At 68.0% G+C, this 25,625-nt stretch carries 21 protein-coding genes and 1 pseudogene; 15 read left to right on the top strand and 7 right to left on the bottom strand.

What is annotated here, in order from left to right; all coding sequences use genetic code 11:
• Positions 1–13: 13 nt before the first annotated feature.
• Together ON20_RS17750 and ON20_RS17745 are read right to left on the bottom strand one after the other, a co-directional pair.
• Positions 14–739 (bottom strand): ABC transporter ATP-binding protein, encoded by a 726-nt coding sequence (locus tag ON20_RS17750; RefSeq protein ID WP_083865009.1) that lies wholly within the window; start codon positions 737–739, stop codon positions 14–16.
• A 105-nt stretch (positions 740–844) separates the two neighbouring features.
• The gene (locus ON20_RS17745; RefSeq protein ID WP_040836938.1) at positions 845–1,150 is read right to left on the bottom strand and encodes a hypothetical protein; all 306 of its coding nucleotides are present in this window, start codon (positions 1,148–1,150) and stop codon (positions 845–847) included.
• Positions 1,151–1,338: 188 nt separating this feature from the next.
• Here ON20_RS17745 and ON20_RS17740 point away from each other — a divergent pair, with 188 nt between their 5' ends.
• The 7 genes from ON20_RS17740 to gatB all read left to right on the top strand — a co-directional run bounded on the left by ON20_RS17740 (position 1,339) and on the right by gatB (position 10,852).
• Positions 1,339–2,790: a sensor histidine kinase gene (locus tag ON20_RS17740; RefSeq protein ID WP_245547293.1), complete on the top strand. Its 1,452-nt coding sequence runs from the start codon at positions 1,339–1,341 to the stop codon at positions 2,788–2,790.
• Positions 2,787–3,482 carry a response regulator gene (locus ON20_RS17735; RefSeq protein ID WP_051162716.1) on the top strand — a complete coding sequence of 232 codons (696 nt, stop codon included), beginning with the start codon at positions 2,787–2,789 and terminating at the stop codon, positions 3,480–3,482. Before ON20_RS17740 ends, ON20_RS17735 begins: the two co-directional genes overlap by 4 nt.
• 48 nt (positions 3,483–3,530) lie before the next feature.
• Positions 3,531–5,609: a serine/threonine-protein kinase gene (locus tag ON20_RS40295; protein ID WP_306306857.1), complete on the top strand. Its 2,079-nt coding sequence runs from the start codon at positions 3,531–3,533 to the stop codon at positions 5,607–5,609.
• Positions 5,610–5,747: 138 nt separating this feature from the next.
• The gene (locus ON20_RS17720) at positions 5,748–6,644 is read left to right on the top strand and encodes a serine hydrolase (RefSeq protein ID WP_157228876.1); all 897 of its coding nucleotides are present in this window, start codon (positions 5,748–5,750) and stop codon (positions 6,642–6,644) included.
• Positions 6,645–6,733: 89 nt separating this feature from the next.
• A complete protein-coding gene (locus ON20_RS17715; RefSeq protein ID WP_040836937.1) occupies positions 6,734–7,768 on the top strand; it encodes an ATP-dependent 6-phosphofructokinase in 1,035 nt (344 codons plus the stop codon).
• A gap of 108 nt (positions 7,769–7,876) precedes the next feature.
• Positions 7,877–9,259: an alpha/beta hydrolase family protein gene (locus ON20_RS17710; RefSeq protein WP_040836936.1), complete on the top strand. Its 1,383-nt coding sequence runs from the start codon at positions 7,877–7,879 to the stop codon at positions 9,257–9,259.
• Between the two features lie 87 nt (positions 9,260–9,346).
• On the top strand, positions 9,347–10,852 hold the full coding sequence (gatB, locus tag ON20_RS17705; RefSeq protein WP_040836935.1) for an Asp-tRNA(Asn)/Glu-tRNA(Gln) amidotransferase subunit GatB: 1,506 nt from the start codon (positions 9,347–9,349) through the stop codon (positions 10,850–10,852).
• A gap of 371 nt (positions 10,853–11,223) precedes the next feature.
• Here gatB and ON20_RS17700 read toward each other — a convergent pair whose 3' ends face one another.
• Positions 11,224–12,327 carry a PQQ-dependent sugar dehydrogenase gene (locus ON20_RS17700; protein WP_040836934.1) on the bottom strand — a complete coding sequence of 368 codons (1,104 nt, stop codon included), beginning with the start codon at positions 12,325–12,327 and terminating at the stop codon, positions 11,224–11,226.
• A gap of 106 nt (positions 12,328–12,433) precedes the next feature.
• Between ON20_RS17700 and ON20_RS17695 the strand changes: the two genes are divergently transcribed.
• Entirely contained in the window at positions 12,434–13,369 is a 936-nt protein-coding gene (locus tag ON20_RS17695) for a DoxX family protein (protein WP_245547292.1), read from the top strand.
• A 30-nt stretch (positions 13,370–13,399) separates the two neighbouring features.
• Here ON20_RS17695 and ON20_RS17690 read toward each other — a convergent pair whose 3' ends face one another.
• From ON20_RS17690 to ON20_RS17680, 3 genes are all read right to left on the bottom strand, one after another.
• The gene (locus tag ON20_RS17690) at positions 13,400–13,822 is read right to left on the bottom strand and encodes a nuclear transport factor 2 family protein (protein WP_040836932.1); all 423 of its coding nucleotides are present in this window, start codon (positions 13,820–13,822) and stop codon (positions 13,400–13,402) included.
• Positions 13,823–13,891: 69 nt separating this feature from the next.
• Complete coding sequence (gene ilvD, locus ON20_RS17685; protein ID WP_040836931.1) at positions 13,892–15,733, bottom strand: dihydroxy-acid dehydratase; 1,842 nt, start codon at positions 15,731–15,733, stop codon at positions 13,892–13,894.
• Between the two features lie 435 nt (positions 15,734–16,168).
• On the bottom strand, positions 16,169–16,684 hold the full coding sequence (locus tag ON20_RS17680) for a PH domain-containing protein (protein ID WP_245547291.1): 516 nt from the start codon (positions 16,682–16,684) through the stop codon (positions 16,169–16,171).
• A gap of 540 nt (positions 16,685–17,224) precedes the next feature.
• On the opposite strand from ON20_RS17680, the gene ON20_RS17675 reads away from it, so the two are divergent.
• The 3 genes from ON20_RS17675 (at position 17,225) to ilvC (ending at position 20,849) form a co-directional block, all read left to right on the top strand.
• The gene (locus ON20_RS17675) at positions 17,225–19,165 is read left to right on the top strand and encodes an acetolactate synthase large subunit (RefSeq protein WP_040836927.1); all 1,941 of its coding nucleotides are present in this window, start codon (positions 17,225–17,227) and stop codon (positions 19,163–19,165) included.
• 73 nt (positions 19,166–19,238) lie between these two features.
• Complete coding sequence (ilvN, locus tag ON20_RS17670) at positions 19,239–19,742, top strand: acetolactate synthase small subunit (protein ID WP_040836926.1); 504 nt, start codon at positions 19,239–19,241, stop codon at positions 19,740–19,742.
• Positions 19,743–19,847: 105 nt separating this feature from the next.
• Entirely contained in the window at positions 19,848–20,849 is a 1,002-nt protein-coding gene (gene ilvC, locus ON20_RS17665) for a ketol-acid reductoisomerase (protein WP_174361906.1), read from the top strand.
• A 79-nt stretch (positions 20,850–20,928) separates the two neighbouring features.
• On the opposite strand, the gene ON20_RS36490 is transcribed toward ilvC, so the two are convergent.
• Positions 20,929–21,252: a hypothetical protein gene (locus ON20_RS36490; protein ID WP_040836922.1), complete on the bottom strand. Its 324-nt coding sequence runs from the start codon at positions 21,250–21,252 to the stop codon at positions 20,929–20,931.
• A 449-nt stretch (positions 21,253–21,701) separates the two neighbouring features.
• On the opposite strand from ON20_RS36490, the gene ON20_RS17655 reads away from it, so the two are divergent.
• The 4 genes and pseudogenes from ON20_RS17655 to ON20_RS17640 all read left to right on the top strand — a co-directional run.
• The gene (locus ON20_RS17655; protein ID WP_040836920.1) at positions 21,702–21,905 is read left to right on the top strand and encodes a cold-shock protein; all 204 of its coding nucleotides are present in this window, start codon (positions 21,702–21,704) and stop codon (positions 21,903–21,905) included.
• Positions 21,906–22,614: 709 nt separating this feature from the next.
• Positions 22,615–24,213: a phosphoglycerate dehydrogenase gene (serA, locus tag ON20_RS17650; protein WP_040836919.1), complete on the top strand. Its 1,599-nt coding sequence runs from the start codon at positions 22,615–22,617 to the stop codon at positions 24,211–24,213.
• Between the two features lie 85 nt (positions 24,214–24,298).
• Entirely contained in the window at positions 24,299–25,306 is a 1,008-nt protein-coding gene (locus ON20_RS17645; RefSeq protein WP_040836917.1) for a 3-isopropylmalate dehydrogenase, read from the top strand.
• A 105-nt stretch (positions 25,307–25,411) separates the two neighbouring features.
• Positions 25,412–25,625: pseudogene (locus tag ON20_RS17640) on the top strand (hypothetical protein); the annotation flags it as partial.

The following is a 25,625-nucleotide window of genomic DNA, read 5'->3' as shown; positions in this document are numbered from 1 at the left end:
GCGGCGGAACAGGTCAGGCACCGACCACCGAGGTGTCGCGGCGGCCCGTCCCGGTACGCTCGTCCGACCCGATCCGTCCGTCGCCGAGCGTGACGATCCGATCGCAGTACCGCACCGCGCCCTGATCGTGGGTCACCATCACCACCGAGTTACCGGATTCGGCGACCGAACCGAGCAACTCGAGAATCGACACCCCGGTTTTCGAGTCCAGATTTCCGGTGGGTTCGTCGGCCAGGATCAGCGGCGGATCCATGATCAGTGCCCGCGCCACCGCCACCCGCTGCATCTGTCCCCCGGACAGCTCCGTGGGGCGGTGCGCGGCCCGATTGCCGAGACCGACCCGGTCGAGGAGTTCCAGCGCCCTCGGTTTCGCCTTGCGCAGCCCGGTCCCGTCGAGCAGTTTCGGGACCGCGACGTTCTCCCACGCCGACAGGGTGGGCAGCAGGTTGAAGAACTGGAAGACGAAACCCACGCAATGCCTGCGGAATTCGGACTGTCGCTGCTCGTCGAGATCGCCGATCTCCTCGCCCCGGAACCGGATGGAGCCGGAATCAGGACGATCCAACGCACCCAGGAGATGCAGCAGGGTGCTTTTCCCGGAGCCGGACGGGCCGATCACCGAGGTGAACTCGCCGGCCTCGAGCCGCAGGTCGATACCGTCGAGCGCGCGGACCGCCTGGCCGCCGACCCGGTACTCCTTGACGACATTCGACAGTTCCAGCATGGCAGGCTGCGTCATCGCATCCCCCGTCCCTTCCGCGGATGGTCGTACAGGTGTCCGCCCGCGGGTTCTCGTGCGCTCGTCGGAGAGGCCGAGACCGTCCGCGTGGTCGCGCACGTTACCTCATGCCACGAGAACCCGTGACGCCGTTCGGGCATCGAGCACCGCGCGGAGCACGGGCTGTTCGGCCGCCAGCTCGAGATACGCCTCGGCGGCGGTCTGTCCGCGTTCGGCCGCCGTCTCCAGCTTGGTATCGAGATGAATCTTCCACCGATACCGCAGCGCCGCAACTACTCCGTCGGGATCACCGAACAGCCGATCCAGATCGGGGATACCGTCGAACAGGTCCGGGCGGTCGGGATCGACGGCCGCCCGGTCCAGGATTGTGTGCAGGATTTCGGTGCGCAGATGCTGGTCTTCCCAGGACATGGCCGAGCCCTTTCTGTGGTTGGGCGTGCGGGCGTCGCGCGGATGGTGCGACGACGTGTTTCACGCTACGAATCGGCGCAGGCGTTGTCGTCGTGCCGGGGACGCGAATCGATCTCCTACCGTGGGCGGAGCGGTGAACCTGCCGCGGGACGATGTGACCGCGTCCCGGCGCCGGCTAACCTGGAGTTGTGTCTGCGAGCCGGGTCACAGCCCACGACCCCGTGTCACGGGAGACCGTCCGAGGGGAGTCCTCCGGCCGGATGAGGCGGGCGGCCTTCCGGGCCGGTCGCGATATCCGGGACCGACTCCGGTCGTCGATGCACCGTATCCGCCTGCCGGGAGTGCGCCGTTCCCTGTCCGAACTGCCCTTCGACTATCCGCCGAGTATCGTGATCGGCGCCGATGTGGCCTATCTGGTGATCGGGGTGGCGGCCTGCGTCCAGCGGCACCACTATTTCCCGACCCTGCTGCCCCTGCTGGCACTGGTGCTGCTGTTCCTCTCGTTCCCCTTGTTCGTCTACTTCGCCATCGTGCCCTCGCCGGTGCAGCTGGGTTTGTCCGCCGTGGCGGCCGCGGCCCTGTTCTTCGTCCAGCCGGTGGCCGCCGATTTCGCGCCGTTCGTCCTGACCGTGGCGATCGGGGAGATCGCCGCCATCGCACCGAAACGGATGAGCGTGCTGTGGGCCCTGGCCGCGGTGGCCGAGTTGATCGTCTTCGCCGAGCTGGGCGCACTACTGTGGGATGACACCCGGTTGCGCACCGGGGTCCCGATGTACGCGATGGGGATCCTGCTGGGCTGGCTGGTCGGTGTCATGCTGCAGAATCAACGGCGGTTCCTCTACCAGGAACGCGAGTATCAGGGTGCCCGGGCCGCCCGGGCCGCCGTGGAGGAACGCGGCCGTATCGCCCGCGAGGTACACGATGTCATCGCGCATTCGCTGAGCATCACCCTGCTGCATCTCACCGCCGCCCGACACGCGCTGGCCACCGACCGCGATGTGGACGAGGCGGTGGACGCGCTCACCGACGCCGAACGGCTCGGGCGACAGGCCATGGCCGATATCCGGCGCACCGTCGGGCTGCTCGACACCCGGCCGTCCGTTCGCGGCGCCGAACCCGGTGCCGGGGATATCGGTGCGCTGATCGACGACTTCGTCCACGCGGGGCTCACCGTGCGTCGCCGGCTCACCGGCGACCTGGGGGCGGTATCGGCGGCCCTCGGTCTGGCGCTGTACCGCATCGGCCAGGAATCACTGGCCAATATCGCCAAGCACGCGCCCGGCGCGGAGGTCGATTTCCGGTTGGCCGTCGGCGCCGAATCGGTATCGGTGCGGGTGCACAATACGGTGCCCGGTGGTCTGCCCGCGGGGACCGGCGGGGGCAGCGGTATGGGTATCGCCGGGATGCGGCAGCGCACCGAACTGCTCGGCGGGCGACTGCGGGCCGGGCCGGACAACAGAGGATGGACGGTGCACGCGAAGTTTCCCCTCACCCCGGCCATGGCGTCGGGGCAGGGCGGCCGATCGCGGTGCCCGTGGTCGAGCCGGACGTCCGACTCGGAGCACACCGGTCCGGCCACCGTCGACCCCGATACCGTCTACTCCGACACCGTCGACACGGCCCGGCAGGAGCGGCGATGACCAGGGCGACCACCGACACCCCCGACGATCTGCTCGACGTCCTGGTCGTCGACGACCAGGAGCTGGTGCGCGGCGGCCTGCGGCGGATCCTGCGCCGCCGGGACGGTTTCCGGATCGGCGAATGCGCCGATGGTGACGAGGTGTTGGCGGCGGTCGCGGCGAACACCCCTGATGTGGTGCTGATGGATCTGCGGATGAAACGTGTCGGCGGGATCGAGGCCACCCGGACGCTGCGGGCCCGCGCCGATCATCCGCCCGTGCTGGTGCTCACCACCTTCGACGACGATCAGCTGCTGTCCGGTGCGCTGCGCGCGGGCGCCGCGGGTTTCATCCTCAAGGACTCACCGGCCGAGGATCTCATCCGGGCGGTGCGCACCGTGGCCGCCGGCGGCGCGTGGCTCGACCCGGCGGTCACCGGCCGGGTTCTGGCCACCTATCGCACCACGCGGCCCGCCTCGGTGGCGGTCGGCACCGGGCTCGCGGACCTGACCGCCCGCGAACTCGAGGTGCTCGAACTGATCGGCCGCGGCCACGCCAACAGTGAGATCGCCCACGCTCTCGGAATCTCCGAAGTCACCGTGAAAAGTCATATCGGGCATATCTTCGGCAAACTGGGTCTGCGCGACCGCGCGGCGGCCATCGTCTTCGCGTTTGACCATGGGGTGGTCTCCCCCGGACAATCTCCTGTCTGACGGGCAACACGGTCGGACGCCGTCTGCCCGGAATGCGGAGGAGGTCGGGTGCAAACGCCTGGGGCCGATATCGGAGGCCGGTTCGGGCCGTACGAGTTGCGGTCACTGCTGGGCAGAGGGGGGATGGGGGAGGTCTACGAGGCGTACGACACGGACAAGGACCGGGTGGTCGCGCTCAAACTGCTGGCCGACGAGCTCGCGCGAGACCCGGAATACCGGACGCGGTTCCGGCGGGAATCGCAGCTGGTGGCCCGGCTGACCGAACCACATATCGTCCCCGTCCACGACTGGGGTGTGATCCACGGGCGGCTCTTCCTCGATACGCGCCTGGTACGAGGTTTCGACCTGCGCACGCTGCTGCACGAGCGGGGCGCGCTGTCCCCGGCCCGCGCCGTCGGCATCATCGAACAGGTCGCGGCCGCGCTGGACGCCGCGCACGCCGTCGGACTCGTGCACCGCGACGTCGAACCCGCCGATATCCTCGTCACCGACGTCGATTTCGCGTATCTCACCGATTTCGGCATCGCCCACGCCGCGAGCGACAGCGCCGTCACCCAGGTGGGTATCACCCCCGCCCCCTACACCTATATGGCGCCCGAGTGTTTCGATACCGGACCGGTCACCGCCCGGGCCGACATCTACTCGCTGACCTGTGTCCTGCACGAATGTCTCACCGGCGCGCCGCCGTTTCCCGCCACCGGCACCAGCGTGCTCATCCGCGCCCACCTGTCCCAACCGCCACCGCGGCCGAGCGCCCAGCGCACCGGGATACCGGTCACGCTCGACGAGGTGATCGCCAAAGGCATGGCCAAGAACCCGGAGGATCGGTACGCGACGGCCGGTGCACTGGCCCGCGCCGCACGTGCCGCGCTGGTCGGGCCGCGGACAGCGGTCGGTCGGCCGGGGGTCCCGCCCGCCCGTCCGGCCGGCACCCCGAGCGCGCCCACGACGGGCGGTTTCCCCACGCTGGTGATCAAGATGCCGGACCGCGGCGCCGGGGACGGATCGCCGGAATCGACCGGGGAACGGGTCCTGCCCGCCATCATCCCGAGTGACCCCACCGAGGTCCGGCCCTCCGACACCCAACTCGTCCCGCTGCCGCCCGCCGAACCGGACCCCCACACGTCGGCCGGGTCCGTGCGTCCGTTCCCGGACGCCCATTTGTACCGGGGCGAGCAGGTGCACCCGGCCGCCGTCCCCGGCAGTGCCACGCCGACCGGGCCGTATCCGCTCGACGATATGACCCGCGTCCACGACACCGGTTACCCGTCCGGTCCGCCGACCGGGGGTTTCCGAGCTCCTGCCGTACCGGATCGGCAATCCCCGTATCCGCCGGAGTGGCCCGCCGACGGCCATGGAATGTCGGGGTTCCCCTCGCTCGATACGCCGGCTTCGGAACAGCCCCTCGGTCCGCCGGCCGGTCCGCGACCCGAACCCGACGAATACCTCGGCGACAGCGACCATGCCGGCGGGTACTCGCCGTATCCCGAGGAGCCGGCCGAATACGGTGCCACAGGTGGCGCTCACGACCCCTATACCTCGGAGGTCGACGATTCCCCCGCTCGCTCGAAGTCTTCCGTTCGCGGTCGGCGCGTTCGGTCCGAGCGCACCGAGTCGCGGCCGGACCATGGTGTCGCCGTACCCATCCTGGTCGGGATCATGGTGGTCGCGGTGGTCGCGATCGCGGCGGTGCTCGGGTCCCGGCTGTTCGGGTCCGACGAATCCGCCGCCCCACCGGTCGGCGCCGTCACCCGTTCCGCGGCGCCCGTCGTAACGTCGACGGTGCCCCGGGCGACCACAGTCCCGCGGTCCACGACCCTGGCCACCTCCACCACCGCGGCCCCGGCCACTCTGCCCGTGGATGCGCGACCCTGCCCGCAGGCACAGGCCGGCACCGGGAAGTTCGGCAGGTCGGCGACCGGCACCTCGGTCACCAGCTGCGGTTTCGCCGAAGAGGTCCGCAAGGCGTATCTGGAGAACGCCGACGCCACCGCCACGGACGGGACACCGGTCGTCGTGGAGGCCGTCAGTCCCGTGACCGGCCGGAGCTACGCCATGACCTGCACCGCGGAGAAGGGACTGGTCACCTGCAGCGGCGGTGAGAACGCGGTGGTCTACGTCTACTGAGCCCGGGGTCGCCGCACACCGGTGCTTCACAACCGGCCGAGCTCGTAAAGGCGCGAACAGCGCCGGGATGGAGTACGGTTTTTCGACCGTACTGCCGATATCGGGATAGTGAGAGTCCGTACCACGATGCGCCGAGATGTGTATACCCAGAAAACCCGGTACGTACCCTTGGCTCGGCGGTTGATCGTGGCGTTCGCCTGTACGGGTCTCACCGCGCTCGCCGGCTGCGCCGCCGAACCCGCCCCTCTCGCCACGGAAACGCCCCGCTCGCTCATGACCTACGCCGACAGCGGCGAGGCGATGTCGGTCACCGTGCCGGGCACACTGGCCGCCGGATTCACCGAACTCCAGGCCGAGCAGGCGGGGCGGATCGGTCTGGCGATCATGCCGGTCGGCGGTGACCGGCCGGTGGTATTCGGCAATTGGACCACCGGTCCGGCCTGGTCGACCATGAAGGTGCCGCTGGCGATCGCGGCCGTCCGCAAGGATCCGGACGGGCTCGACTACTCCGTCTCGGCGACCATCACCGCCTCCGACAACTTCGCTGCCGATGCGCTGTGGGACTCGCTGGGCACTCCCCAGCAGGCCGCCGCCGCGGTGCAGGGTGTACTGCGGGAGGCCGGGGATACCGTGACCACGGTGCCGGCCAAACGCGTCCGCGCCGACTACTCGGCCTTCGGCCAGGCCGAATGGGCGCTGGCCGACCAGGTGACTTTCGCTTCCCGCTTGCCGTGTCTATCCGATTCCGCGGCGGTGGTCGACCTGATGGACGAGATCGGCACGAACCAGCAGTGGGGTCTGGGAGCGGAGTTCGACAAGGCGGAGTACAAGGGCGGTTGGGGGCCCGACACCTCCGGCGGCTATCTGGTCCGACAGTTCGGGCTGGTGCCCACCGGCGGCGGCAAGATCGCGATCGCCGTTGCGGCACAACCCGATTCCGGCACCTACTCCGACGGGATAGGCATGCTGAACAAGATTGCCGACCTGCTATCGGAACATCTCGGCGAGTTCACCGGCGGGGTGTGCACGTCCTGACACCCTTGGCGAGGTGGTCCGGGCCGGTGTAACCCGATCGTCATGGGGGCGGGGGATCGACGCCGGCGTAAACCGGGCAAGATAGCGCCATGCGCATCGGAGTCTTGACCGGAGGCGGGGACTGCCCGGGGCTGAACGCTGTTATCCGCGCTATCGTCCGCACCGCGAACGGTCGGTACGGCGATGCGATCGTCGGATTCGAGGACGGCTGGCGGGGCCTGCTGGAAGACCGCAAGATCAAGATTTTCAACGACGACCGTACCGACCGACTGCTCGCCAAGGGCGGCACCATCCTGGGCACCGCACGCACCAATCCGGACGTACTGCGCCAGGGACTCGGCCGCATCCGGCAGACCCTGGACGACAACGGTATCGAGGCCTTGATCCCGATCGGCGGGGAAGGCACGCTCACCGCCGCCAGTTGGCTGTCCGAAGAGGGTGTTCCGGTGGTCGGCGTGCCCAAGACGATCGATAACGATATCGATTGCACCGACGTCACGTTCGGCCACGACACCGCGTTGTCCATCGCCACCGAGGCCATCGACCGGCTGCACACCACCGCGGAGTCGCATCAGCGGGTCATGCTGGTCGAGGTCATGGGCCGGCACGCGGGCTGGATCGCGATCAACTCCGGAATGGCCGCCGGCGCCCATCTGACCCTGGTCCCCGAGGAACCGTTCGATGTGCGGGAGGTGTGCGCCATGATCAAGCGCCGCTTCCAGCGCGGTGACAAACATTTCATCTGCGTGGTGGCCGAGGGTTCGCATCCCGCGCCGGACACCGGGTTCACCCTCCGAGAGGGCGGTATCGACGAATTCGGGCACGAACGCTTCACCGGCGTCGCCCAACAGTTGGGCCCCGAGATCGAACGTCGGATCGGCAAGGAGGTGCGCACCACCGTCCTCGGCCACGTCCAGCGCGGCGGCAGCCCCACCCCCTACGACCGGGTCCTGGCCACCCGCTTCGGCCTGCACGCGGCCGAGGCGGTACACGCGGGTCATTTCGGCCAGATGGTCGCACTGCGCGGAACCGAGATCGGCCTGGTGCCATTGTCCGAGGCCACCGAGCAGCTCAAACGGGTGCCGGCCGAGCGGTACCAGGAAGCGCAGGCCTTCTTCGGCTGACAGCGGACGGACCGCCATCGGCCGGACGGGTGGATACCGGCCCCGCCCGACCGGTCCGGGCCGGTGGATTCGCCCCGGTACGGCGGGCTCGTCGGTACAGTGGGGCGCATGCGCACCGGTCGGATGGTCCTGCTGGTCTTGTCCATGGTCGTTGCGCTGCTCACCGGCTGTTCCCTTACGGAGCCCGGCAGCGGTGGCACGGTGCGTGGAGAATGGCACGGGACGATCGAGCTTCCCGCGCAGCCGTTGGCGGTCGGGGTGAACTTCACCGGACCCGACAGCGCCACCATCGATATTCCGGCCCAGGGCATCGTGGGGGCGAGTCTCGACAAGGTCGTCACGGAGCCGGGACGGGTGGAATTCTCCGTCCCCAACGTTCCGGGCGATGCCGCCTTCCATGGTCGCCTCGATACCGGAACCGGTCGCATCACCGGCGATTTCACCCAGTCCGGCCGGACGTTCACGTTGGCCATGGAGCGCGGTGCGGTGCGCGGGCGGGAGCGGCCGCAGGAGCCGAAACCGCCGCTGCCGTACGTGTCCGAGGACGTCACGTATCGAAGCGGTGATATCACCGTCGCGGGCACGCTCACCCGCCCCGAGGGCCAGGGCCCGTTTCCCGCGGTCCTGCTGATCACCGGCAGCGGACCGCAGGACCGCAACGAAGAACTCATGGGGCACAAGCCGTTCCTGGTGTTGTCGGATGTTCTCACCCGCGTCGGATACGCGGTCCTGCGCGTCGACGACCGCGGTGTCGGTGGCACCGGCGGGGTGCTGCAGGAAGCCGGCTATGACGATTTGACGACCGATATCCGGGCCGGGCTCGATTTCCTGCGTGGGCGCCCCGAGATCGATCCGACCCGGGTCGGGTTGCTGGGCCACAGCGAGGGCGGCTATCTCGCACCGCTGGTCGCGGCGCGACCGGACAGCGGTGTGGCCTTCGTGATCTCCATGGCCGGTCCGGCCGTATCGGGCGCGGATATCCTGTTGAAGCAGAACCGGGAGATACTGCGCGCTGCGGGCGCGTCACCGGAGGAGACGGACGCCCACCTGGCCTATATCACCGAGCTCGTCGGGGCGCTGCGCACCGGAGACCTGGAACGGGCCCGACACATCATCCGAACGCACAACGAATCCCAGCCGGAGGAGAAACGCGTTCCGGCCGACCAGCTCGAATCCATCGCCACCCCCTATACGGCGGCCATGGTGGGCTACGATCCGGCCCCGGCGCTGTCCGCGCTGCGGATGCCGGTGCTGGCGTTCTTCGGTTCCAAGGATCTGCAGGTCTCCGCGGCGCAGAACGAGCCGGTGATGCGGCAGCTGCTGGCCGACAATCCCGACGCCACCGTCCGTACCTTCAAGGGGCTCAATCACCTGATGCAGCCGGCCGGGACCGGTTTGGTCGACGAATACGCCACGATCGAGACGACCATCGACCCGGTGATACTCGGCGCCGTTACCGACTGGCTGAAACAGCGTTTCTCGCGGAAGTGACCGTCGGCGCGGGTCGCGCGGCGGCCCCGGTCTCCGGTGAGCGCACCAGCGGCCCGGGGCGCGGTGGCACGCCATAGACTGTTGACCATGAGCGCACCAACCGTCGAACTGATGGATTACGCCGATGTCGTGACCCGGTACGAACCGGTTCTGGGCATGGAGGTCCACGTCGAGCTGTCCACCGAGACCAAGATGTTCTGCGGCTGCCCGACCACGTTCGGCGCGGAGCCGAATACGCAGGTCTGCCCGGTGTGCCTCGGCCTGCCCGGTTCGCTGCCGGTGGTGAACCGGAAGGCGGTCGAGGCCGCGGTACGGATCGGCCTGGCGCTCAACTGTTCCATCACGCCGTGGGGCCGGTTCGCGCGCAAGAACTACTTCTACCCGGACCAGCCGAAGAACTACCAGATCAGCCAGTACGACGAACCCATTGCCACCGACGGCCATCTCGATGTCCCGCTCGACGACGGCAGCGTCTTCCGGGTCGAGATCGAACGCGCTCATATGGAAGAGGACACCGGTAAGTCGGTGCATATCGGCGGCGCCACCGGGCGGATCCACGGCGCCAGCCATTCACTGCTGGACTACAACCGGGCCGGTGTGCCGCTGATCGAGATCGTCACCAAGCCGATCACCGGTGCGGGGGAGCGGGCGCCGGAGGTGGCGCGGGCCTATGTCACCGCGTTGCGCGATCTGCTGAAGGCGCTGAACGTCTCCGATGTCCGGATGGAGCACGGTTCGCTGCGCTGTGACGCGAATGTCTCGCTCATGCCGGTCGGGGCGACCGAATTCGGCACCCGCACCGAAACCAAGAACGTCAACTCGCTCAAGAGCGTGGAGGTCGCCGTCCGGTTCGAAATGCGCCGGCAGGCGGTCGTTCTCGCCTCGGGCGGCACCGTCGTCCAGGAGACCAGGCATTTCCACGAGACCGACGGCTCCACCTCACCGGGCCGGCGCAAGGAAACCGCCGAGGACTACCGGTACTTCCCCGAACCCGATCTCGAGCCCGTCGCGCCCGCCGCCGAATGGGTGGAGGGCCTGCGCGGCACCATTCCGGAGTACCCGTGGCTGCGCCGGGCCCGCATCCAGTCCGAATGGGGTATCTCCGACGAGGTGATGCGCGATCTGGTGAACGCCGGCGCGTTGGACCTCATCATCGCCACCGTGGACGCCGGCGCTCCCGCTACCCAGGCCCGCTCCTGGTGGGTCGCCTATCTCGCCGAGAAGGCCAACGAACGCGGTGTCGAACTGGCCGACCTGCCCATCACCCCGGCCCAGGTGGCGGAGGTGATCGGGTTGGTGGAGGCCAAGACCGTGAACAACAAGGTCGCCAAGCAGGTCGTCGACATGGTGCTGGCCGGTGAAGGCGATCCGGCGCGGATCGTGGAGACCAAGGGTCTGGGCATGGTCACCGACGAGAGTGCCCTGCAGGCCGAGGTCGAGAAGGCGCTGGCCGCCAACCCCGATATCGCGGACAAGATCCGCGGGGGCAAGGTACAGGCCGCCGGCAAGATCGTCGGCGATGTCATGAAGGCCACCCGCGGCCAGGCCGACGCCGCCCGTGTCCGTGAACTGGTCCTCGCCGCCTGCTCCTGAACGCCCCGCCCTACCGCCCGGCGAGGTACGACAACGGGACCAACCCTGTCACCGATCCGGTATAGCGGCGTAATCCCACCCAAAACGCACACGCCCCTCGGCCCGCCGAAGCAGGGTTACGCCGCGCCGTCGATCCTCGTGCACACCGCAGCCCGACCCATACCTGCCGACCGGCACTCCGCTGTAAGCAGCACTCCGCCGTAAGCTCCGCCCCCAACGCAACCCCTCGGGAGCCGCGCCGTCGCGGCCCCGTTCGCGGCCGTCTCGCGTTTCGGCGCCCGAAGCGCATGCGCCGAAGGCGCGAGTCTCGGGCGCCGAAACACGAGACCTGAAGGCCGCGAACACGCCGCGCCGAAGGCGCGGCCAAAGACTCAGTCCGGTCCGCCACCACCGGCGGAGGGCGGCGGGATGCGTACCACGCGGTCGTCGAACGGGCCAGGCTGTCCACCCTCGGATTTGTTCACCGTGCCGACCCAGATGCTGCCGTCGCCGCCCGGCGCCGCGCCGAGTAGGCGACCGTATTTGTTCTGCGCCACCAGCGTGGGTTCGGCGGTCACCGCGTGGGTGGTGGGGTCGGCGGTGGCCATGGCGATGGCCTTCGCCTCGGTGAGGGCGACCGCGACACCGTCCGCGGTTACCGCGCATCCGGCGACACCGGGGCGGTCCGGCCAGGTCCACGCGGTGGCGACCTGCCCGTCAGGGCCGAGGCGTTGCAGTCGGTCCACGCCCGGGGCGCGGTCGGTGATCCAGACCTGGTCGCCGCCCAGGCAGATATCACCGGCGCTGCCGATCCCGGTGGCCGCGATTTCCGGGGTGGCGTTGCCCGGTGCCGGAGAGTTCAGGCGCAGTAGTTTGCCTGCCAGTGAGCCGCGGTCGGCGGCGGCGCCCGGGTTGCCCGTATCGCCCGTGAGCACCAGCAGTTGGTCGGGGTCGCGCCAGTCGAGGGCGCCGCGGTTACCGGTAGCGCCCTTGGGGATTCCGGTCAGGATCGGCTTCGGCGGGCCGCCGGGGGCGAGGCGTACCACCCGGTTGTCGCTGCCGGTGGTGATATAGGCGTAGATCAGCCCGTCCTCGCCGTAGGTCGGGGACAGCGCGATATCACTGAGCCCGCCGTCGCCCGCGGGGTCCACATCCACGCGGGCGATCTCCACCGGCGGCTGTTGCGGGGCCACCTGCAGGATACGGCCGGTGCGCCGTTCGGCCACCAGTGCGGTGCCGCCGAGGGAGATCAGCCCGCCGGTGGTGTCCAGACAGGTTGCCACCACCGCCGGGTCGGGGTCCATACACGGACCGCTGGGCCGGGTGGTGGAGGTGGGTGCCCGATCCGGTTTCTTCGGATCGATGTTCGCGCCGTGCAGCGTGGGTTCCGGGGTGAACGGGCTGGACGCAGAATCGTCGAATCGAGCGCATCCGCCCAGGGCAAGTGCGCCGAACAGCACTCCCACCATCACATGTCGCGCGCCAACCGCCTTCATACCTCCCAACGTAACGGACACCGCTGTCGCCGCGCCTCTCGGTGGTGGCTCGGACACGCCAGTCGCAGTGAGGGTGTGCGCCGCGCCGGCGGCCTACGCTGGATGCGTGAGTGCCAAGCCGAGAGACGGGGCCGCGTCCGAGTCGTCGCCGACCATGGGGAAACCGGCGTCCGGAGGTGGTAACGGGGCCGGTGGGACGCGGGGCGCGGTATCCACCAACGGAGGGGATGTGGGCAGTCCCTATGACCTGCCGACCGGGCAGTTCACCCCGGTCGGTCCGGGAGGCAAACCGCTACCGCGCACCGAGGAGGAACTCGGCCTCGACCCCGAGGTCGAGGATCCCACCGTGCGGGCGGCCGTCCCCCCTGGCCCCGGCCCTCAGGGACCGGACGAACCCACCGTGGGATTGCCCCGGGGCGGGAACAACACCTATTCCTACGCCAGTATCCCGCCCGCGTCGAACCCGCCGAACGGTACCGCCCGGTTGCGCCATAACGGCGACTACCGCCGCGGCACCCTCGATTTCGGCCTATTCCTGCTGCGGTTGCTCCTCGGCGCCACCTTCCTCTATCACGGGCTGCAGAAACTGACGGGCTGGTTCCACGGGCCCGGCCTGGACGGCACCCGGGACATGATGGAGCAGGGCGGGTGGCATCAGCCCTCGCTGGCCGCCGCGCTGCTCACCGCGGGTGAGGTCGGTGGCGGCGTGCTGCTCGTCCTGGGGTTGGCCACCCCCTTGGCCGCCGGTGCGGTGCTGGCGGTGATGCTCGACGCCTGGGCCTGGAAACAGGGGATGCACCCCGGTTTCCAATACAAGGCGGGGCCCGGCGCGGTCGAATACGAGTCCGTCCTGGCGGGAATCGCGGCGATCGTCATACTCACCGGCCCCGGTCGCTGGTCGTTCGACCGTGGTCGGGGCTGGGCCACCCGTCCTGGCGGCGGTTCATTCGTGGTGCTGGTGCTGGCGATCGCCGCCGCCGTGGGCACCTGGTGGTATCTGCACGGCGGAAACCCGTTCGTCGGTATCGGCCCGTTCGACTGAGCACGCGACCGAGTCGGTGGCGTGACCTGCTCAGGCGAACGCCCGCGCGACCGAGAGACTGTCCTCGTAGACGTGGTAACGGGTGATGGTGCCGTCCCGCACGGTGAAACGCAGCGCGCATCCGGCGGTATAGGACCGACCGGTGGGCGCGGCCGTCTGTCGGATCTCGGTCAGTACCACGGCGTTGTCACCGTCGACCAGGACGGTCGGCGGTGCGGTGTCGGCGCTCGGTGCGGTGGGAGCGTGTGCTTCGGAGAGGGCGCGGAAATGGTCGGCCACGTCGGCGCGGGTCGATCGCGGACGAATCCACGGCGTCGCGGGGTGTTCTCCCTCCGGCCAGTTGACCTGCCAGTCGACGGTTTCCGAGAACAGGCCGGCAATGGTATCCGGATCGCCCGCGGCGACGCGGCGCAGGAACTCGGTGACGACGGTTCGGGTATCGTGCTCGCTCATGACCGGAAGCCTACGCACGGGCCGGCCGGGGACAATGCTCGTCGGCCGGCCGGCCCGTGCGGCGCGGCGTCAGGGGATGCGGCGGACGGCGCCCTTGTCGGCGGAAGTCGCCATCGCGGCATAGGCGCGCAGTGCGGTGGTGACCGGACGTTCCCGGTGCAGCGGCTGCCACGGCCGTTCGCGTGCCTCCATCTTGGCCCGGCGTTCGGCCAGGACGGTGTCGTCCACCAGCAGCTCCAGGGTGCGGGAGGCGACATCGATGCGGATCGGGTCGCCGTTTTCCACCAGGCCGATCGCCCCGCCGCCGGCGGCTTCGGGGGAGATGTGGCCGATGGACAACCCGGATGTGCCGCCGGAGAATCGGCCGTCGGTGATCAGCGCGCACTTCTTGCCCAGGCCCGACCCTTTGAGGAACGCGGTGGGGTGCAGCATCTCCTGCATACCCGGCCCGCCCGCCGGCCCCTCGTAGCGGACCACGATCACATCGCCGGGTTGGATCTTCTTCTCCAGGATCACCGACACGGCTTCTTCCTGGGATTCCACGACCACCGCTGGACCTTGGAAGGTGAACAGCTCCTCGTCGATTCCGGCAGTTTTGAGCACCGCGCCGTCCGGGGCGAGGTTGCCGCGCAGCACCACCAGGCCGCCCTCGGCGGTGTAGGCGTGCTCGATATCGCGGATACAGCCGTTCGCCGCATCGGTGTCCAACGACGACCAGCGATTCTCGGTGGAGAACGGTTCGGTGGTGCGCACCCCGCCGGGGGCGGCGTGGAACAGTTCGACGGCCTCCTCGGAAGCCTTGCCGGAACGGATGTCCCAGGTGTCGAGCCACTCGTCCAGGGTCGGCGTGTGCACCGTGGTCACATCGGTTTCCAACAGTCCGGCCCGGCGTAGCTCGCCCAGGATGGCAGGGATACCGCCGGCCCGGTGCACATCCTCCATGTGGTAGTCGGAGTTGGGCGCGACCTTCGACAGGGTGGGCACTCGGCGGCTGGTCTCCTCGATGGTCCGCAGATCGAAGTCGATCTCACCCTCCCGCGCGGCGGCCAGGATGTGCAGCACCGTATTGGTGGAACCGCCCATCGCCACGTCCAGGGCCATCGCGTTGCGAAATGCCTTGGCATCGGCGACATTGCGCGGCAATATCGAATCGTCGTCGTCGCGGTACCAGCGATTGGCGATCTCGACGACGATTGTGCCCGCCCGCTCGAACAGGGCGCGCCGCGCGGCATGGGTGGCCAGGGTGGAACCGTTGCCCGGCAGCGCGAGTCCGAGCGCCTCGGTGAGGCAGTTCATCGAATTCGCGGTGAACATCCCGGAACAGGATCCGCAGGTGGGGCAGGCGCTGCGCTCGACCTCGGTCAGCCCTTCCTCGGTCACACTGCTGTTGGCACTGGCCGCGATCGCGGTGATGAGATCGGTGGGGGCCTGCGCCACGCCGCCGACAACCACGGCCTTACCGGCCTCCATCGGTCCGCCGGAGACGAACACCGTGGGAATGTTGAGCCGCATGGCGGCATTGAGCATGCCCGGGGTGATCTTGTCACAGTTGGAGATGCACACCAGCGCGTCGGCGGTGTGCGCGTTCACCATGTACTCCACCGAATCGGCGATGATCTCCCGGCTGGGCAGCGAATAGAGCATGCCGCCGTGGCCCATGGCGATACCGTCGTCGACGGCGATGGTGTGGAATTCGCGCGGTACCCCGTCCGCGGCGCGCACCGACTCGGCCACGATCTCGCCGAGGTTCTTCAGATGCACATGTCCCGGGACGAACTGGGTGTAGGAGTTTGCGATCGCGACGATCGGCTTGCCGAAATCGGTATCGGTCATGCCGGTCGCCCGCCACAGGGCGCGGGCGCCCGCGGCATTGCGGCCGATGGTGGTGGTGCGTGAACGAAGCGGTGGCATGCTGGTCCTGTGTCTAATCGCGCCGCCTCCGGCGGCGCTGTTCGCGGCCCTGTTACCCCAGGTCTTCCCTCCCTCCGCGATTCCGTTGTCGCGAAATCGCTCCGGTCGGTCCAGACCCGGGGCGGGCCGCGAACCAGGGGTGCTCCGTTGTTGGCGGTGTTGTTCGCGGCTGTGGTGCCTCGGGGCTTGCTCCCCGTGCGATTCTGCTGTGTGAAATCGCTCCGGTGGTCCAGACCCGGGGTGGGCTGTCTCGATTGCGCTGCCTTTTCCGGCGGCGCGTGTTCGCGGTCCCTTGGGGCTCGGGCCTTTTCCTCCGTGATTCCGTTGTCGCGAAATCGCTCCGGTCGGTCCGGATCCGAGGTGGGCCGCGAACTCCGAAGGATACGGGACTGGAGGGTTATGGGCCCGGGATATTCAGTTCATGACCGCTCCACGCTACTCCGGTGAGGAGGGCGGCGTGGTACCGGTGTCGTCGTCCGAGGGAAGGCCGTCGCCGTTGTCGGGGGACCCGGTTCGGGTTTCCGGGGTTTCCGAGGCATTGGTGTCGGGAGCGGTGCCATCGCTCGTCTCGGAGGCCGGGGGTGGGGCGAAGGGGTCGGGTATGCGGCCGCCGGAGGCGGTCGCCAGGTCGCGGAGGCGGTCGTAGCTCACCGCGGGTAGTTTCGCCTCGGTGTCGTCGTCCAGGTGGGCGCGGACGAAGCCGCGCTTGGGGATACGCAGGCCGCGGATCCGCTCCCATTCGACGAACCGGGAGCCGAACATCGTCCGCAGGCGCAGCCCTTCAGGGGTGACGGTCGTCCGGGTGCGCAGCAGCCAGACCGAGACGACGATCGGGAGCAGCAGCAGCCACCACAGTCCGGCGGGCCAGCCCACGATCGGGAAGAACACGCACAGCAGCAGCATGAACACGCCGAGAAAGGCCAGGCGCGGCACCCGAATGACCCGTGTCACACCAGGCCGGACGGATGTGCTACCCGTATCGGTCCCGGCTGTGGGGATATGGGACGATTCAGGAGGTGGCACGGACTGATGCGGTGATGACACCCCACCATCCTCGCATCATGGTGGATGGACCCGAGCACCGCCGTCGTCCCACATAATGGGAACGTGGCGCTCAGCTGTTTGACTCCGCACCACGCGCACACATACCGTCGTGCGCGTGAAGCGAAACGAGTTGCTCGTAATCGGTCGGCGCGTCCAGCGTTGAGCCCGACTACCTGAGTCGAATACGTCAGCTCGCGTTGCGACGCGCCACCCTCGAACAGCCTCTGGCTGTCGAGGGCTTTTTTGTGTCGGGAGCCTGAGGTGTCGGACCAGGGACATCGGTACGACGAAGATGAGTCGAGACGAGATATGTCGGGCGACGTGATGTGCCGAGATGACGTGTCCGGACCACGACCGCGGTCCGGGATCGGTGGCGGACATACCGGGAGACCGGGCCACCGGCCGGGCAACCGGGGTCGAAACGACAAGCAGTAAGGAACCAAGACGGTGAGCGCACCAACAACTCGGCCAGGGCCTTCCTCGGCCCGTAGGCCCGCGCCTTCGAACCAGCCGGCCCCCGCCGGTGTTCCGACGAACGCGGCCACCCGCCGCCAGGTCCCGCCCGAGCGGGTCACCGGCGCGCAGTCGGTGGTCCGGTCGCTCGAGGAACTCGGCGTCGACACCGTATTCGGTATTCCGGGCGGTGCGATCCTGCCCGTCTACGATCCGCTGTTCGACTCCACCAAGGTGCGTCACGTGCTGGTGCGCCACGAACAGGGCGCGGGCCATGCCGCCACCGGATACGCCCAGGCCACCGGCAAGGTGGGAGTGTGTATGGCGACCTCCGGGCCCGGCGCCACCAATCTGGTGACCCCGATCGCCGACGCCCAGATGGACTCCGTTCCCATGGTGGCCATCACCGGCCAGGTCGGCCGCCCGCTGATCGGCACCGACGCCTTCCAGGAAGCCGATATCTCCGGCATCACCATGCCGATCACCAAACACAACTTCCTGATCACCGACGGCGCCGATATCCCGCGCATCATCGCCGAGGCATTCCATCTGGCCGCCACCGGTCGCCCGGGTGTGGTGCTGGTCGATATCCCCAAGGATGTGTTGCAGCAGCAGACCACCTTCAGTTGGCCGCCGGAGATGCGGCTGCCCGGTTACCGTCCGGTCACCAAACCGCACGGTAAGCAGGTGCGCGAGGCGGCGCGGCTGATCGCGCAGGCCAAGGCTCCCGTGCTCTATGTCGGCGGCGGCGTTATCAAGGCCGAGGCGTCGGAACAGCTGCGGCAGCTGGCCGAACTCACCGGAATTCCGGTGGTCACCACCCTGATGGCGCGCGGCGCGTTCCCCGACAGCCACGAGCTCAACCTGGGTATGCCCGGTATGCACGGCACGGTCGCGGCGGTGGCGGCGCTGCAGCGGTCGGATCTGCTGATCACCCTCGGTGCCCGGTTCGACGACCGGGTGACCGGCCGGCTGGATTCCTTCGCGACCGACGCCAAGGTGATCCATGCCGATATCGACCCGGCCGAGATCGGTAAGAATCGGCATGCCGATGTGCCGATCGTGGGTGACTGCCGTGAGGTCATCGCCGAACTGCTGGAAACCCTGCGCTCGGACCCGGCCGGCATCGAATTGGATCTGGCCGACTGGTGGACCTACCTCAACGGGGTCCGCGACAGCTATCCGCTGGGCTGGACCCCACCCGCGGACGGATCGCTGTCGCCCGAGTACGTGATCGAAACCCTCGGCCGGCTGGCCGGACCCGATGCCATCTACTGCGCCGGTGTCGGCCAGCACCAGATGTGGGCGGCCCAGTTCATCAAGTACGAGAACCCGCGCACCTGGCTCAACTCCGGTGGCGCGGGCACTATGGGCTACGCCGTGCCGGCCGCCATGGGCGCCAAGATGGGCCGACCCGACCGCGAGGTGTGGGCGGTCGACGGTGACGGCTGTTTCCAGATGACCAACCAGGAGCTGGCCACCTGCGCGGTGGAGGGTGTCCCGATCAAGGTGGCGATCATCAACAACGGCAACCTGGGCATGGTGCGCCAGTGGCAGACGCTCTTCTACGACCAGCGCTACTCCAATACCGAACTGGGCACCCACGGTCTGCGCATCCCCGATTTCGTGAAACTCGCCGAGGCGCTGGGCTGCCACGGTATCCGGGTGGAGCGGGAAGAGGATGTCGAGCCCGCCATCCGGGAGGCGCAGTCCATCAACGACCGGCCGGTGGTGATCGATTTCATCGTCGGCAAGGACGCCCAGGTGTGGCCGATGGTCGCCGCGGGCACCAGCAATGACGAAATCATGGCCGCCCGCGGTATCCGGCCACTGTTCGACGAAGACGAGCAGGCCGCCGAACCGGCCGTCATCCACGAGGCCATGTCCCACGGGCGGGATCAGGCGCGTACGGACGAGGGGAACGACCCCGCATGATCGGTCTGCGCCCGGAGGAGGCAGCGTGCGTAACCACGAAGGGCGCTGATCGGTCATGCCGAAAGGACACAGCATGAGCACCACCCACACCCTCAGTGTTCTCGTCGAGGACAAGCCGGGCGTGCTGGCCCGGGTGGCGAGCCTGTTCTCCCGCCGGGGGTTCAATATCGAGTCCTTGGCGGTCGGCGCGACCGAGGTCAAGGACATCTCCCGGATGACCATCGTGGTCACCGTGGACGATCTGCCGCTGGAACAGGTCACCAAACAGCTGAACAAGCTGGTCAATGTCATCAAGATCGTCGAGCAGGACCCGGAGACCTCGGTCGCGCGCGAACTGATCCTGGTGAAGGTGCGCGCCGATGCCAGTGTGCGGACTCAGGTGATCGAGGCCGTCACACTCTTCCGGGCGAAGGTCATCGACGTGTCGCCGGACGCGCTCACCGTCGAGGCGACCGGGACCCGGTCCAAACTCGACGCACTGCTGCGGATGCTCGAACCGTACGGTATTCGGGAGATCGTGCAGTCCGGCGTGGTGGCGGTGGGCCGGGGACCCAAGTCGATCACCGCGACCCGCTAGCCGGCAGAATCCGCGCATCGCGGTAGCCGATAGATCGTATTTCTCCGTGCCCGCCCGAGCGGGTGCCGACACTTCAGAAGGGAAACCACCATAGTGGCAGTCGAAATGTTCTACGACGACGACGCCGATCTGTCGATCATCCAGGGCCGCAAGGTCGCGGTGATCGGCTACGGCAGCCAGGGGCACGCGCATTCCCTGAGCCTGCGCGACTCCGGTGTCGAGGTCCGCGTCGGCCTGGCCGAGGGCTCCAAGTCCCGGCCGAAGGCGGAGGAGGCCGGGCTCACCGTCGGTACGCCCGCCGAGGTGTCGGAGTGGGCCGATGTGATCATGCTGCTGGCTCCCGACACCGCTCAGGCGTCCATCTACACCAACGACATCGAGCCCAACCTGGCCGACGGCGACGCGCTGTTCTTCGGTCACGGGCTGAACATCCACTTCGGTCTGATCAAGCCGCCGGCGAACATCACCGTCGGTATGGTCGCCCCGAAGGGCCCGGGCCACCTGGTGCGCCGTCAGTTCGTCGACGGTAAGGGTGTGCCGGCACTGATCGCGATCGCGCAGGATCCGAAGGGCGAGGGTCAGGCCCTGGCCCTGTCGTACGCGAAGGGCATCGGCGGCGCCCGTGCCGGTGTTATCAAGACCACCTTCAAGGAAGAGACCGAAACTGATCTGTTCGGTGAGCAGGCCGTGCTCTGCGGTGGCACCGAGGAACTGGTCAAGACCGGTTTCGAGGTCATGGTCGAGGCGGGGTACGCCCCGGAGATGGCCTACTTCGAGGTGCTGCACGAACTGAAGCTGATCGTCGACCTGATGTACGAGGGCGGTATCGCCCGCATGAACTACTCGGTCTCCGACACCGCCGAGTTCGGTGGTTATCTGTCGGGTCCGCGGGTCATCGACGCCGACACCAAGAAGCGGATGCAGGACATCCTGCGCGATATCCAGGACGGCACCTTCGTCAAGCGGCTGGTCGCCAATGTCGAGGGCGGAAACAAGGAGCTCGAGTCGCTGCGCAAACAGAACGCCGAGCACCCGATCGAGGTCACCGGCGCCAAGCTGCGCGGGCTGATGAGCTGGGTGGACCGGCCGATCACCGAAACCGCCTGAGACGCGCGCCGCATTCGTTTCGGCACGTGACGAAAAGGGGCTCGTCCGCTGGGTCGGACGAGCCCCTTTCATCTGTTGGTCAGCTGCTGCCGAACAGGCCATGCGGCAGGACGTGTCGCAGCCACCGGCCCGGATCATTGTCGTGCCATCCGCGGTTCCGGTCCCGGTCCCGGCCACGGTTCCAGTCTCGGTCGCGGTTCCAGTCCCGGTCCCGGCCACGGTTCCAGTCCCGGTCCCGGTCGTGGTGCCGGGGATGGTGGATATCGGTGACCGTCGGGGCGGGGGATGCCGGTTCGGCCATCGCCGGTACCGCCGCCGCCACCGGTATCGCGGTGAGTGCGGCGATCACCGCGATACGTGCGGCTGTCCGGCGTATCGCGGTCGATCCGGTTGTCGAGAACATACTTCGATTCCTTCCTGTCGCGCATCGGTGCGGGCGGCCCGAACACCGGATGCGCCGCCCCGCCGGGGTGTGGTGACGCCCCGGAGAGGAAATAGCGTTGCCCTGTGGGCTTGCCGCTCGGTTGTCGAAGCGACTTCACCGGGCGAACACTCGGTGCGGGGGCCGCTCACCCGGCCGACGCGATCTCAGTTTTGCTCATCGCGGCGTCCGCCGGCACCGATGTGGCCGAATCGGACGGAAAATCGCTCCCGAGTACTAGGTGGGAACCCTGATGCTCGAGACGGACGGCTCGGGGTGGTGCCATAACCGGACGCCACGTGGGGCGTTCTACCTCACATCCACCCGAATTTCGTGTGGAGGAACTTCTCGCGCCGTGGCATCGTTAACAGAGAGATCAGGCTCATCGACGTGATTTGCCTGGCTCCCTACAGGAAGTATGAAGTAGCAAGATGGCTCAAGGCAGTGTGAAGTGGTTCAACAGCGAGAAGGGCTTCGGCTTCATCGCGCAGGACGGAGGCGGTCCTGACGTCTTCGTGCACTACTCGGCGGTCGCCGGCGCAGGTTTCCGTACCCTCGAAGAGGGTCAGCGGGTGGAGTTCGAGATCGGCCAGGGCCAGAAGGGTCCGCAGGCTCAGGATGTTCGCTCCATCTGAGTGATGTCACCGACGGGCCCCGCACCGAATAGGTGCGGGGCCCGTCGTGTATTCGGGGACAGTGCTTTCACGAATCGGTAACGCGGCGTTTCTCAGCGCGCGATTCGATGTGCGAAATTGTGTCCGCAGTCATATCCGGTTCAGCCCGGAAAATCATGGGCACCACATTTCAGGGGGTATTTCTCGAGTAGATACGGGCTCTCTGTCACGTGGGGTCGACATCTGTCCGTCATCTTCGTGGTATCGCATCCTTCGAGGTCGAAGACACTTTTTATGGCATTCATCGCGCGGCTCGCGGGATAATTGTGTTGTATGCCACTTGTATTGTCGGTTTTGTAACCGCGCAGAACGGGCGGCCGATGTTCCGTGTGACAACCGATCGGCACGGTCGAATGAACACGGAAAGGAATTCGTATGGTCCCCATTATCATCGAAAGCGGCAGCGCCACCCTGAACGTCCTGCTGGAGAGCATCGGGCCGCTTCTGTTCGGCGCCCGCTGAGGTAGCGACACCCCTGTTCTTCTATGCACTGCCCCGGATTCCGCGTGGAGTCCGGGGCGGCGTCGTGTCCCCGGACGGCCGAGGCCCGTGTCCGCCATCCCGCGACATATGGCGGCCGACTGCCAGGTGGGGATCGGGAGCCTAAGCCGGCCCACTAAGCTGGGCCGCGGTAAACCACCATCCCCTTTCCTTCCAGGAGTAACCCACAGTGAGCCAAGCAGGCCGTCCTGTAGTTCTGATCGCCGACAAGCTCGCCCAGTCGACCGTCGACGCGCTCGGTGACGGCGTCGAGGTCCGCTGGGTGGATGGCCCGGACCGGCCGGCGCTGCTGGCCGCGGTCCCCGAGGCCGACGCGCTGCTGGTCCGATCCGCCACCACGGTGGACGCCGAGGTGCTGGAAGCGGGTAAGAATCTCAAGATCGTCGCGCGTGCCGGGGTCGGCCTGGACAATGTCGACGTTCCCGCCGCCACCGAACGCGGTGTCATGGTCGTCAACGCCCCGACCTCCAATATCCACACCGCCGCCGAGCACGCGGTCACCCTGCTGCTGGCCGCGGCCCGGCAGATCCCGGCCGCCGACGCCACCCTGCGCGAGGGAACCTGGCAGCGCAGCAAGTTCAACGGTGTGGAGATCTTCGACAAGACGGTCGGCGTGATCGGCCTCGGCCGGATCGGTCAGCTGTTCGCCGCTCGCCTGGCCGCCTTCGAAACCAAGGTCGTCGCTTACGACCCCTACGTTTCCCCGGCCCGCGCCGCGCAGCTCGGTATCGAACTGCTGAGTCTGGACGAACTGCTCGAACGCGCCGACCTCATCTCCATCCACCTGCCGAAGACCCCGGAGACCAAGGGTCTGCTGGGCAAGGAGGCCATTGCCAAGACCAGGCCGGGCGTCATCATCGTCAACGCCGCCCGCGGCGGTCTGGTGGACGAGGAGGCGCTGGCCGAGGCCATCAAGTCCGGGCATGTGCGCGCCGCGGGAATCGACGTCTACGAGACCGAACCCTGCACCGACAGCCCGCTGTTCGGGCTGCCGCAGGTCGTGGTGACCCCGCATCTGGGTGCCTCCACCACCGAAGCGCAGGACCGGGCCGGAACCGATGTGGCCAAGTCGGTGCTGCTGGCCCTGGCCGGAGAGTTCGTGCCCGGCGCGGTGAACGTCGCCGGCGGTGCGGTGAGCGACGAGGTCGCCCCCTGGCTGGACCTGGTGCGCAAACAAGGTGTGTTGTTGGGCGCGCTCTCCGACGAGCTGCCGGTGAGCGTGGAGATCCAGGTGCGCGGTGAATTGGCGGCGAGCGAGGTCGGGATACTGGAGCTGTCGGCGCTGCGCGGAATCTTCTCCGCCCATGTCGAAGAGCCGGTCACCTTCGTCAACGCCCCGGCGCTGGCCTCCGAACGCGGGATCAGCACCGAGGTCACCACGCATTCGGAGAGCCCCAGCCACCGCAGCCTGATCGATCTGCGCGCGGTGTTCGGCGACGGTCGCACTCTCAACGTGGCCGGTGCCCTCACCGAACCGCAGCAGGTGGAGAAGATCGTCAACATCAACGGCCGCAACTACGATATGCGCGCCGAGGGCCTCAATCTGGCGATCCTCAACTACGCCGACCGGCCGGGCGCGCTGGGCAAGATCGGTACCGCGCTGGGCGCCGCCGATGTCGATATCCTGGCCGCCCAGCTGACCCAGGACGTGAACAAGGAAGGCGCCACCGTGGTGCTGCGGGTGAACCGCGAGGTCTCCGCAGACGTCCAGGCCTCCATCGCCGAAGCGGTCGGCGCCACCAAGGTCGTCCTGGTCGACCTGTTCTGATCCCCGAGACCCGGGACGTGCCGTCCTCTCGCGACCGGCACGTCCCGGTATACGGTCGCGTAGAACCGAACGGAGCATTGTCTTTATGAAGCTGGCTGTCATCCCCGGTGACGGGATCGGTCCCGAGGTCATCGCCGCGGCGCTCGAGGTGCTCGACGCGGTCGTGCCCGGAGTGGAGAAGACCGAATACGACCTGGGCGCCAAGCGCTATCACGCGACCGGCGAGGTGTTGCCGGAGTCGGTGCTGCCCGAGCTGAAACAACACGACGCCATCCTGCTCGGCGCCATCGGCGATCCGTCGGTGCCCAGCGGTGTACTCGAACGCGGACTGCTGCTGCGCACCCGTTTCGCGCTGGACCACCATGTGAACCTGCGCCCGTCGAAGCTGTTCGACGGGGTCACCGGCCCGCTCGCGGGCAACCCGGACATCGATTTCGTGGTGGTCCGGGAAGGCACCGAGGGCCCCTACACCGGCACGGGGGGCGCGATCCGGGTGGACACCCCGCACGAGGTCGCCACCGAGGTCAGCACCAATACCCGGTTCGGTGTCGAACGGGTGGTGCGCTACGCCTTCGCCAAGGCGCAGGCCCGGCGCAAGCACCTCACCCTGGTGCACAAGACCAATGTGCTCGCCTTCGCCGGTTCGCTGTGGCAGCGCACCGTGGACGCGGTCGCCGTCGAATTCCCCGAGGTCCAGGTCGCCTACCAGCACATCGACGCCGCGACCATCCATATGGTCAACGATCCCGGCCGTTTCGACGTGATCGTCACCGACAACCTGTTCGGTGACATCATCACCGACCTGGCCGCCGCGGTGAGCGGCGGAATCGGCCTGGCCGCGAGCGGCAATATCGACGCCACCGGTACCAACCCGAGCATGTTCGAGCCGGTCCACGGCAGCGCCCCCGATATCGCGGGACAGTCCAAGGCCGACCCCACCGCCGCCATCCTCTCGGTAGCGCTACTGCTCGATCACCTCGGCAACAGCGAAGCCGCCGCGCGCATCCACTCCGCGGTCGCCGCGGATCTGGCCGCCCGCACCGGCACGGCGTCCACCACGGAAATCGGCGACCGTATAGCAGCTGCCCTCTGAGCTCGCCGAACCGAGTGTCGACCCGGACATTCCGTAGGGGCTCTCCGATACCATCGAAATACCTGGGCCGCACCCGAGAGGGAGGCCTGATCATTGGAGGGCAGTATGACAGCGTGGCACGCCACCCGTGATGCCGGCTTCGGCCCCTACACGGTGTTGGATCTGCACGACCTGCCGGAAGACGGCAAGGGGTTCGAACTCGAGGATGGGTGGCTGATCGAGGTGGCGGCGGGGGCTCGGCACAACTGGATCTCGCGTACGCTCGCACGGATCATCGAGGCGGCGCTCGGTGATGCCTCGGCGATCGTCTGCGACGGGG

It is taken from the genome of Nocardia brevicatena NBRC 12119, from assembly GCF_000308495.1.
Classification (GTDB): Bacteria; Actinomycetota; Actinomycetes; order Mycobacteriales; family Mycobacteriaceae; genus Nocardia; species Nocardia brevicatena.
Note: the sequence above shows the minus strand (reverse complement) of the source record. Positions and strands in the feature narration are given on the sequence as shown.